Annotated in this window: 9 protein-coding genes and 1 pseudogene; 6 read left to right on the top strand and 4 right to left on the bottom strand. The window is 68.1% G+C overall.

The features are described 5' to 3' along the window. The 3 genes from VD972_RS34090 to VD972_RS34080 form a co-directional block, all read left to right on the top strand. Window positions 1-477, top strand: a 477-nt coding sequence (locus tag VD972_RS34090) for a serine hydrolase (protein WP_324992979.1), incomplete at its 5' end; no start/stop codon positions are given. A 164-nt stretch (window positions 478-641) separates the two neighbouring features. Continuing rightward, window positions 642-1,388, top strand: coding sequence for an SDR family oxidoreductase (locus VD972_RS34085; protein WP_324992978.1), 747 nt, complete (start codon window positions 642-644; stop codon window positions 1,386-1,388). A gap of 106 nt (window positions 1,389-1,494) precedes the next feature. After that, a complete protein-coding gene (locus VD972_RS34080) occupies window positions 1,495-2,244 on the top strand; it encodes a TerC family protein (protein WP_324992977.1) in 750 nt (249 codons plus the stop codon). A gap of 284 nt (window positions 2,245-2,528) precedes the next feature. On the opposite strand, the gene popD is transcribed toward VD972_RS34080, so the two are convergent. From popD to VD972_RS34065, 3 genes are all read right to left on the bottom strand, one after another. Next, window positions 2,529-2,939, bottom strand: coding sequence for a PopC secretion inhibitor PopD (gene popD / locus VD972_RS34075; RefSeq protein WP_324992976.1), 411 nt, complete (start codon window positions 2,937-2,939; stop codon window positions 2,529-2,531). Window positions 2,940-2,996: 57 nt separating this feature from the next. Next, window positions 2,997-4,391, bottom strand: a complete 1,395-nt coding sequence (locus tag VD972_RS34070) for a S8 family peptidase (protein WP_324992975.1) — start codon at window positions 4,389-4,391, stop codon at window positions 2,997-2,999. A gap of 88 nt (window positions 4,392-4,479) precedes the next feature. Further along, window positions 4,480-6,168, bottom strand: coding sequence for a S8 family peptidase (locus tag VD972_RS34065; protein ID WP_324992974.1), 1,689 nt, complete (start codon window positions 6,166-6,168; stop codon window positions 4,480-4,482). A 344-nt stretch (window positions 6,169-6,512) separates the two neighbouring features. Here VD972_RS34065 and VD972_RS34060 point away from each other — a divergent pair, with 344 nt between their 5' ends. Next, on the top strand, window positions 6,513-7,322 hold the full coding sequence (locus tag VD972_RS34060) for a prolipoprotein diacylglyceryl transferase (RefSeq protein WP_324992973.1): 810 nt from the start codon (window positions 6,513-6,515) through the stop codon (window positions 7,320-7,322). 19 nt (window positions 7,323-7,341) lie between these two features. Beyond that, a complete protein-coding gene (locus tag VD972_RS34055; RefSeq protein WP_324992972.1) occupies window positions 7,342-7,917 on the top strand; it encodes a class I SAM-dependent methyltransferase in 576 nt (191 codons plus the stop codon). A 12-nt stretch (window positions 7,918-7,929) separates the two neighbouring features. Here VD972_RS34055 and VD972_RS34050 read toward each other — a convergent pair whose 3' ends face one another. After that, window positions 7,930-8,211, bottom strand: a complete 282-nt coding sequence (locus tag VD972_RS34050; protein WP_324992971.1) for a rhodanese-like domain-containing protein — start codon at window positions 8,209-8,211, stop codon at window positions 7,930-7,932. Between the two features lie 237 nt (window positions 8,212-8,448). On the opposite strand from VD972_RS34050, the pseudogene VD972_RS34045 reads away from it, so the two are divergent. Further along, window positions 8,449-8,957 (top strand): annotated as a pseudogene (locus tag VD972_RS34045) (histidine kinase); the annotation flags it as partial.

The following is an 8,957-nucleotide window of genomic DNA, read 5'->3' as shown; positions in this document are numbered from 1 at the left end:
AAGCGCGTCACGAAGACCCTGCGCTCGCTCGGGGCCCGGCAGATGACCGTGCTGCGCGGCGTGGAGGACGGGAAGGCGTACCAGAAGGGCCTCAACAACACCGCCACCGCGAGGGATCTCGCCACCCTGCTGGCCGCCATCGAGCAAGGGAAGGTGGCCTCGGCCCGCTCTACCGAGGCCATGCGCACCATCCTCCTGGCCCAGGAGCTGAACGACGAGATCCCCGCGGGCCTTCCACCGGGCACACGCGTGGCCCACAAGACGGGGCAGATCACCGGCGTCCTCCACGACGCCGCCATCGTCTATCCCCCGGGCCGAGCCCCCTACATCCTCGTCGTGCTCACCAGCGGCATCCCCGACGAGAAGGTCGCCCGCTCCCTCATCGTGGACATCTCCCGGAGTGTGTATGCGCACGCCACCCGGAGTGCTCCCCAGGCTCGCCCGAAGCCGTCGACCGCCCCAGCCTCCAGGCCCTGAGGCGCTGGCGCCTCATGTGGGAGACACTCCCGCTCATAGGTAGTTGAAGGTCGATTCAGGTTTCATCCGCAACCCACTGGCCAGCCCCGGGTGTTGGGCGTACCCTCCGCGCCGTTTTTCCGGCGGCCAGGCTCTCGCGCCGCCACACTCACCAGGAGATTCACATGCAGCTCAAGGACCTGAAGGTGGTGGTGACGGGCGGTGCCCAGGGCATGGGTGCCCACTTCGCTCAGCGGCTCCACGAGGCCGGCGCCCAGGTGGCCGTGGGTGACATCAGCGAGGAGAAGCTCGCCGCCCTGCCCGCAGGCATCCACCGTCGTCGGCTCGACGTGTCCAACGAGGAGGACTGTATCTCCTTCGTCAGCTGGGCCCACCAGGCCATGGGCGGCCTCAACGGCCTCATCAACAACGCCGGCATCCTCCGGGACGCCCTGCTGGTGAAGAAGGACAAGACCACCGGCCAGGTGAAGAAGCTGAGCACCGCGGACTGGAATGCCGTCATCGGCGTCAACCTCACCGGCGCCACCTTCATGGTGCGCGAGGTGGTGGCGAAGATGGTGGAGACCGAGCAGAAGCCCGGCGTCATCGTCAACATGTCCTCCATCGCTCGGCACGGCAACCGCGGCCAGTCCAACTACGTCTCTGCCAAGGCCGCGCTCGCCGCCAACACCGTCACCTGGTCCAAGGAGTTCGCACCGTTCGGTATCCGCGTGGGCGCCGTCGCCCCCGGGATGATCGAGACGCCGATGACCCAGGGCATGAACCCCAAGGCCCGGGACGCGCTGGTGGCCTCCATCCCCGTGGGCCGCATCGGCCTCCCCGAGGACATCTGGGTCGCCGTGAAGTTCATCTTCGAGTGCGACTACTTCAACGGCCGCACCATCGACGTCGACGGTGGCCTCGCCTTCTGAGGGCGTGGCTTTGAGAAGATGGAAGGTCCGCTGAGGTTTTTCCGAACGGACGCTGCCCATCAATAGACGCAGACTCTGTTTCCTCTCTCGAAACGGAGTTGCCTGCTTGTTCCCTGGTATCGAGGATCCAAAGACGTGGATCGCGCTCGTCTCACTCTGCGCGATGGAGATCGTCCTGGGCATCGACAACGTGGTGTTCATCTCCATCTTGTCGTCCAAGCTACCCCCGGAGAAGCGCGACAAGGTCGCGCGGCTAGGCCTCGGGCTCGCGCTCTTCATGCGCATCGGGCTGCTCTTCACCATCAGCTGGATCATGGGCCTCACCAAGCCCCTCTTCTCCCTGCTCGGCCAGGAGATCTCCGGGCGCGATCTCATCCTGCTCGTGGGCGGCCTGTTCCTCATCGCCAAGGCCACCAATGAGATCTACGGCAAGATCGAGCGGGAGGACGAGGACCCCGCCGCCGCGGGGAAGGTCGTGAGCGTGGGGGTGATCATCGTGCAGATCCTCGCGCTCGATGTCGTCTTCTCCCTCGACTCGGTCATCACCGCGGTGGGCATGGTTCCGCCCGAGCAGATCTGGATCATGGTGAGCGCCGTCATCGCCTCCGTCGGTGTGATGCTGCTCTTCGCCAGGCCGATCTCGAACTTCGTGATGGCGCATCCGTCGGTGAAGATCCTCGCGCTCTCCTTCCTGCTCCTCATCGGGGTGCTGCTCGTCGCCGACGGCCTCGGCCAGCACATCTCGAAGGGCTACGTCTACTTCGCCATGTCCTTCTCGCTGGGCGTGGAGCTGCTCAACCTGCGCTTCCGCGCCCGCCGCAGACAGCAGCCGGCCACTCCCGCGCAGGCGGCCTGAGCCCGGCCTCCACGCCGCACGCGGGCTCGACATTCACCGCGTGCATGGGGTCCATGCAACCCAGCGCTTGGACGGCGGGCCCCTCTACCCTGGGAGAACAAAACCCTCTCGCAGGTGTCTAATGAGTAACTGAGGGTTACGACTAAACGGCCTCTGGCAGGTTGCCGGGACAATCCTGAGTTTCTAGATTATTCAGGAAGACGCGAGGCAGGGTGTCGGTTGAGTGAGACGAGACTGCACGAGGGCCTCGTGCACGAGGGCCTGAGGATGAGTGGGAGTGTGCCCTACGAGTGAAGCTCGAGGGGCATGGTCGTGCCCGCTTCGAACTCGGGAGCACGCCGCAGCTGGTCCAGCACGCGCGGCGCGCAACGGAGGGTCAACATGGGCAGAGAGCCGCCCGGCTCGCTGACTGACCGAACTGCGCCCAGGAGCTTGTGTGCCTCCAGCCAGCGCATGAGGTCGTCGCGAAAGCGTGCGTTCTCCGCCAGGCCTGCCTGGTAGACGGCCGCGCGGCTGTGCGCCACCGGTCGTGGCACACGACTGCGCGGAGCGTTGAGCTCGGCCGGCATGACCGTGACGTCGATCCACTCCGGCGTGGACGCGTCCCCCTCGCCCCTCCCCGGCAGGGCTCGGACCGAAGGGACTGCTCGCAGGTACATGCTGCCCTTCTCTGGTCCGTTCTGCTTCCTGCTCATGGCCCTTCCTCCCCCAGGCCCGGCGCTCCCATGGCGCCGGCCCCGGACACTACGTCGTCAGCGATATACGGCCAGTCCCTTGCCCGTCCGGTGGAGCGACGAGCGCTTGAGCTTGACCGTGTTGGCCAGAATCAAATCCTTCACCTCGAGCGCCGTCAAGTCAGGCGCACGGCAACGATACAGTGCGGCAATACCCGCAACATAAGGGGCAGCCATGCTGGTGCCACTCATTCGCTCGTAGAACGCCTGGTTGTTGCACCGCCGCTCGGTGCTTGAATAGATGTTAACACCGTAACCCATGACGTCGGGGACGGTCCTCTTGCCTACCACGCCGCTGGCCGAGAAGCTGGCCACTCTCCTGTCGAAGTCGACTGCACCGATGGCCAGTGCCTCCGGAAAGCCTGCTGGGTAACCAACCGTGTTCGGTCCACTGTTGCCTGCCGCAACAACGGCCAGCACGTTGCTGTCCAGCAGCCGACGGATCATGGTCTGCAGGGCGCGCAGGTTGAGCTTGTAGTCCGCCTCGCCGATGCCGGGCGGGCACTGCACCGGGAAGCCCAGTGACATGTTGACCACCGCGGGCCGCGAGGCGTTCTCCGGCCGGGAGAACTGGTGCAGCAGCCACTCCATGCCGGCGGCCACGCGGCCGAGGCTGGTGCGGATCGTCTCCGACTCGATGACCGAGGCGACGTAGAGGTCCACCTCCGGGGCCACACCGTGGTGAACACCCGCGGCGATGCCCGCCACGTGCGTGCCGTGGCCGTCCGGATCAAAGCCGCGCACGTCTCGCGCCGGGGTGTGGGGCGAGTTGGGGAAGAGCGAGACGTAGCGGAACTGGACGACCTTGCTGGCGTGCTCGGGATGGTCGGCGTCGATGCCGGTGTCGAGGATGCCGAGCATCACTCCGGCGCCGCGGATGCCCTGGGCGTGGGCCAGGGGAACACCGCTCTCGCCGGGCCACTCCCGCTCGGCCAGCGAGGCCATGCCGCGGTTGCGCGGGCCCGTCTCGCCCGTCACCGGGCCAGGGAAGGACAGCGGCACCACGTCCGGGATGAACTCGAAGTCGCCCGAGAGCTCGCCGCGAGCGGCGCGCTCGGCCTTGTCCGAGTAGAAGTGCGCCATCGTCGCGCCGATGAGCGGCATGTACCGGTACGAGCCGGCCTCCGTGCCGGTCAGCTCCTGCACCGGGCCGGGGATGGGCGTGGCGGCGACCTTGATGTCACCGGCCTTGCGCTGCTTGCCGCCGTTGGGCGTGCTCACGGCAGGACGCGCGCCGGGCAGCGTCGCCGAGCGCAGCCCGAGCTGCTGCAGCGCCTCGGCTGCGCGCTCCGCGCCCGTGAAGCGCAGCGCCGTGGAGCGCTGAAGCTGCCGCTCCCCGCGCGCTGTTCCCCTCACCCCCACCCGCGCCTGGGTCTCGATGCTCTCCTTGGGAACCAAAAGATAGGACGTCATGGAAGGTTCACTCCTTACTGGGACTCCAGACTGCTTGGGGACTGCGGACTGCGAGAGGGAGGACTGCAGTGCTTCTTCCCAGGAGAATTCATGGAAGCTCCAACCGGGCCCGGAGCTTGCCGGACACAACGGGAGCAATGGAGGCCTGGACGGCCTGCTGCACGCCAGCGGTGTGCGTGGCCCAGAGCAATTCAACCTGGTCCGCGTCCACCTGGGAACCCGCAGGGGCAGCAGGGAGTCCGACACCGAGCAGCTTCAGCAGCGACCAGCTCACGTCATCTCGAGGCTGGGGCTGAAGACCGCGAACGGGTTTGATGCGCAGGGTGGCCTCCACGTTGAGCCGGCCGTCTCCGAAGTACTCGTTGTACGTCCGAGACGGTTGATCCGGACGGGGATGATACGGGTAGGGTCCCACGTCGTCGGCGCCCAGCAGCAGCGCACGGCGGCAGGCCTCCACCCGCTCGATGGGCGAGAAGTCCTCGAGCGCCTGGCGGTGGAGGGAGAGCCAGAGCGCCGCGGCGGCGGCCACCTGGGGCGTGGCGGTCGAGGTACCTCTCCCCAACCGGTAGCCCTTGGGCGGTGAGGCCCACAGCACGTCAGGAGTGGGCGCGCACAGATCCACCTCCGGCCCGTCATTGCCCGACATGCGATCATTGAAGCGGTAGCGCTTCAGGCCCTGGGTGATGCCCGACACGCCGAGCACCCGGCGGAAGCGCGCCGGGTACACCACGCTCGTCGGCGTGCGCAGCGAGCCACCGAGCGGGAAGTGGTTGCCTGCCGCCGCGCAGAGCACCACCCCCTGCTCGTACGCGTGGTTCACGGCGTCCGCCCAGAGGCGGCTGGGCAGCCCCCCCAGGCTGATGCTGATCACCTGGGCACCCTGGCTGACGCAGTGGAGGATGCCCAGCGCCAGCGAGTGCGTGCCTACGTGCACCACCGAGGGCGACACGCGCACCGGCAGCACGGAGGCGTAGGTGGCCATGCCCTGGTACTCCTCGTGGTTGGCCGCCAGCAGGCAGAGCGTCGCCGTGCCGTGCCCGGGAGAGAATCCTACGCCTGTCTCGAGCGGATCCCTCGCGTCGATCCGGTGCCGATCCCACAGGTCCACCCCGGGCAGGAGCCGATCCGGGCCCGGCAGTGCGGGGTGCGCCGCCCAGCCGGTGTCCAGGTGGCCAATGAGGATGCCCTCACCGGGCCGCCGGCCGGCCTTCTCGAGCAGCCGCCACGCCTGCGGCACGCGGATGGCGCGCAGGTGCCAGTCCCTCGGGAGGTTCTTCCCCTGGGGATCCGGGAGGTCGGCGGTGGGGTGCACCATCACCGCGTCTGGCTCGGCATACTCCACCTCGGGCTGCTCCATGAGCGCGCGCACCGCGCCCCAGACGTCGTCCGCGGAGGGACCCACGGGCGCCGTGGGGGCCACGCCGCCGCGCAGCGACATGGCCGCGCGCTGCGGTCCTCCCCCCTGCGACGGCGAGCTCTTCGACTTCGAGCCGCCGCCGCCAGCTCCGGGGAGCTGCACGGTGTGCCAGCGCGCCAGCTCGCCGCCCGGCTGCACGAGCGGCAGCTCTGCCGAGAGCTTGGTGCCCCGGTGCGTGGGTGCAGGCAGCGCGTCCACCAGCGAGCCCAGCGCGCGCACACCCGCAGAGCGGGCAATGGCCGTCAGCGTGCGACGCCGCGGCGTGTGCGCCATCGCCAGGCGCACCCCCGGGGCAGACTCTCGCAGCTTCACATGGATCTCGCCGGTGTAGTGCACACCTGGCGTCATGACGGCCTTCATTTCATCCCCCACTTCGGACTTCCGACGGGCCACGGTGGAACCAGACCGAGCACCCCTGACAAATAATTACGGATTTCCCTTAGTAGACGCCAATCCGTGACGTACAGGTCCTTCGGCCCATTCCTGGAACGTCGGGAATCGGGAAGCATTCCATTGCAGGTGCGCGAAAGTGACCGATGGCGTACAGAAGGGGTGTCGGCCAAAGAACCCCGGTGTATTCAAAGCGCCCAAGCCACGGCCTGCCGACAGCCTGGCGGCCCCGTGGATGATTCAGCCCTACGGATTGTTCGTCAGGACCGTCGCATGCGGGTAAGGGGGTCCTCCCCGCCCGTTGGAGAGCTCTCTTGATTCCGTACGTCAACCCGCACTCGCTGAAGCTTGGCCCCATCGAGCCCTTCGGCATCTTCGTCGCGCTGGGCATCTTCCTGGCCGCGCGCATCGTGGTGAAGCAGTCGGCCAAGCAGGGGCTCGACCCGAACCCGATCCATGACTACGCCCCCTGGGGTGTGGGCGTGGGCGTCGTCGTCGGCCACCTCGTCCACCTGTTCTTCTACCACCCCGAAGAGCTCTCCAAGAGCCCGTTCCAGATCCTCAAGGTCTGGGATGGCCTGTCCTCCTTCGGCGGCCTGCTCGGCGGCATCATCGCCGCGATCATCTACTTCCGCGTGCGAGGCGTGAGCTTCGCGAAGTATGCGGACGCGTTCGCCCTGGGTGTAGCCCCCGGGTGGGCTGTGGCGCGGATTGGCTGCTTCGTCGCCCATGATCACCCCGGCATCCGCACCGACTTCTTCCTCGCCGTGAACTTCCCCGCCGCGACCTACGGCGGCCCCCGGCACGATCTGGGCCTCTACGACGCCGTCGCCCTGTTCGCCATCGCCGGCGTGCTCTTCGCCCTGCGCAACTCCGGCAAGCTCCAGAACCGGCTGCTGCACATGCTGGCCCTGCTCTACGCCCCGTTCCGCTTCTTCTTCGACAGCCTGCGGGCCACGGATCTCCACTACGTGGACGCGCGCTACTTCGGCCTCACGCCCGCCCAGTACTGCTGCATCCTGCTCGTCGCCTACGGCCTCTGGGGACTCGCCACGAAGCGGGCCTCCCAGCCGGGCTCGACTCCCTCCTCGACAGCCTCGGGCTCCGTCAAACCCGCACGGTAGTTGCTGGCCAGGTGTCCTCATGAAGGCGCTCATCTATGACGCGCTGATGGCACCTCTGGGGTGGATGGGCCTCACCGAGGCCCGCAGGCGGCTCGTGGCCCGTGTCCACGGCCGCGTGCTCGAGGTGGGCACCGGCACCGGGCTCGCCCTCCCCGGCTACCCCGAGGGCGTCGACTCCATCACCGCCATCGACATCGACGCTGAGGCCCTCGAGCGCGCGCACCAGCGCCGCCCGGGCGTCCAGCTCGTCAGGGCCAACGTGCAGGAGCTGCCCTTCCCCGACAGGTCCTTCGACTTCGTCATCTCCAGCCTCGTCTTCTGCAGCGTGAATGAGCCGGCCCGCGGGCTCGCGGAGCTCCACCGCGTGCTCGCGCCTGGCGGCGAGCTGCGCATGCTCGAGCATGTGCGCGCTCCCTCTCCCAGGCTCGCCCGCCTCCAGGACGGGCTCACCCCCGCCTGGTCCTGGATGACCGGTGGGTGCCGCCTCAACCGCGACACCTTCTCGCTCGTCCAGGCCGCTGGCTTCAACGTCACCCGGCGCGTGCAGCTCCTCGACGGGCTGGCCGAGGAGATCTCCGCTGTCCGCGTCCAGTAACGAGGCGCGCGGCTACCAGTACGAGACGGACATCAAGTCGAACACGTCCGGGTAGCCGCTGCTGTTCAGCATCTCGGTCGCCCACGCGCTGCGGCCTCCGCTGGCGCAGTACACCACCACCTTCGTCCCCGGCGGCCCTACCTCGGCCAGCCGCTGGGGCAGCTCGTGCACGGGAATGTTCCGCGCCTCCTTGGGGTGCCCCTCGCGGAACTCCTCCGGCGAGCGTACGTCCAGCAGCACTGCGCCCTCGGCGACGAGCCGCCGGGCCTTCTCTGAGAGCTGTTTCGGTGTCATTGCCCCAGGAGTCTAGACCAAAACCCGGCGCTGCCTCGCGCTTCCTCGAGAGCCAGCGCCCACCGAGGCGATGCCCGCGCACTATCGCCCGGGCGACACTCGCAGCCGGCGCGTGTGCGCATGGATGGGAGCGACGTGGCGTGATCTGCACATCTCGGCGGCGTGCGCTGTCGAAGCCTCAACGATCGACCAGAGGGCAGTGGCATCAAGCACGCCGGGCGCGCGTCAATCCCGGTGATGGCATCCACTCCCCAGCCGAGCACGCCTGGCGCGCAGGCCCTGACACCACCCCTGGTGCTCACCTGGCCTGCGGCGCTCATCGGGCTCGTCTTCGGGGTGCTGATGACGTACGTGCCCTACGAGTTCCGCGTGGCCTCGTTCCGGCCGCTGTACCCGTTCGTGCGGGAGATGGGCATCACCTATCTCGCCAGCAGCCTGGCGATGATGGGGGCCCTGCTGTACCCCCGCGCACCCCGGTGGCTGGACGTGCTGGGCCGCGCCGGCTTCATCCTCACCACCACCGTGTACTGGTGGGTCCTCAACGTCCTCAACGGCAGCCTCACCGGCATCCTCCTGTACCCGCTGCTCTTCATCGGCCTGGCGCTGGAGGCCTTCCCCTTCTTCCGCCACCGGCCCCTGTTCCGCGGCTTCGTCGCCCTCATTGGCGTGGGGTTCGGCCTGGCGATGATCTCCGCGCCCGAGCGCTTCCCTGCCGCCGTCTACGCCCACCTCGCCCCGCTGCTGGA

This window comes from Hyalangium sp. (genome assembly GCF_035629615.1).
Lineage (GTDB): Bacteria > Myxococcota > Myxococcia > Myxococcales > Myxococcaceae > Hyalangium.
The sequence above is the reverse complement of the archived record's forward strand: the minus strand, read 5'-3'. Positions and strand labels throughout refer to the sequence as shown.

Excerpts from the sequence above, each read along its gene's own strand:
- VD972_RS34050 (WP_324992971.1), bottom strand. The coding sequence starts at position 8,211 with ATGACACCGAAACAGCTCTCAGAGAAGGCCCGGCGGCTCGTCGCCGAG.
- VD972_RS34055 (WP_324992972.1), top strand. The coding sequence starts at position 7,342 with ATGAAGGCGCTCATCTATGACGCGCTGATGGCACCTCTGGGGTGGATG.
- VD972_RS34065 (WP_324992974.1), bottom strand. The coding sequence starts at position 6,168 with ATGAAGGCCGTCATGACGCCAGGTGTGCACTACACCGGCGAGATCCAT.
- VD972_RS34070 (WP_324992975.1), bottom strand. The coding sequence starts at position 4,391 with ATGACGTCCTATCTTTTGGTTCCCAAGGAGAGCATCGAGACCCAGGCG.
- popD (WP_324992976.1), bottom strand. The coding sequence starts at position 2,939 with ATGAGCAGGAAGCAGAACGGACCAGAGAAGGGCAGCATGTACCTGCGA.
- VD972_RS34085 (WP_324992978.1), top strand. The coding sequence starts at position 642 with ATGCAGCTCAAGGACCTGAAGGTGGTGGTGACGGGCGGTGCCCAGGGC.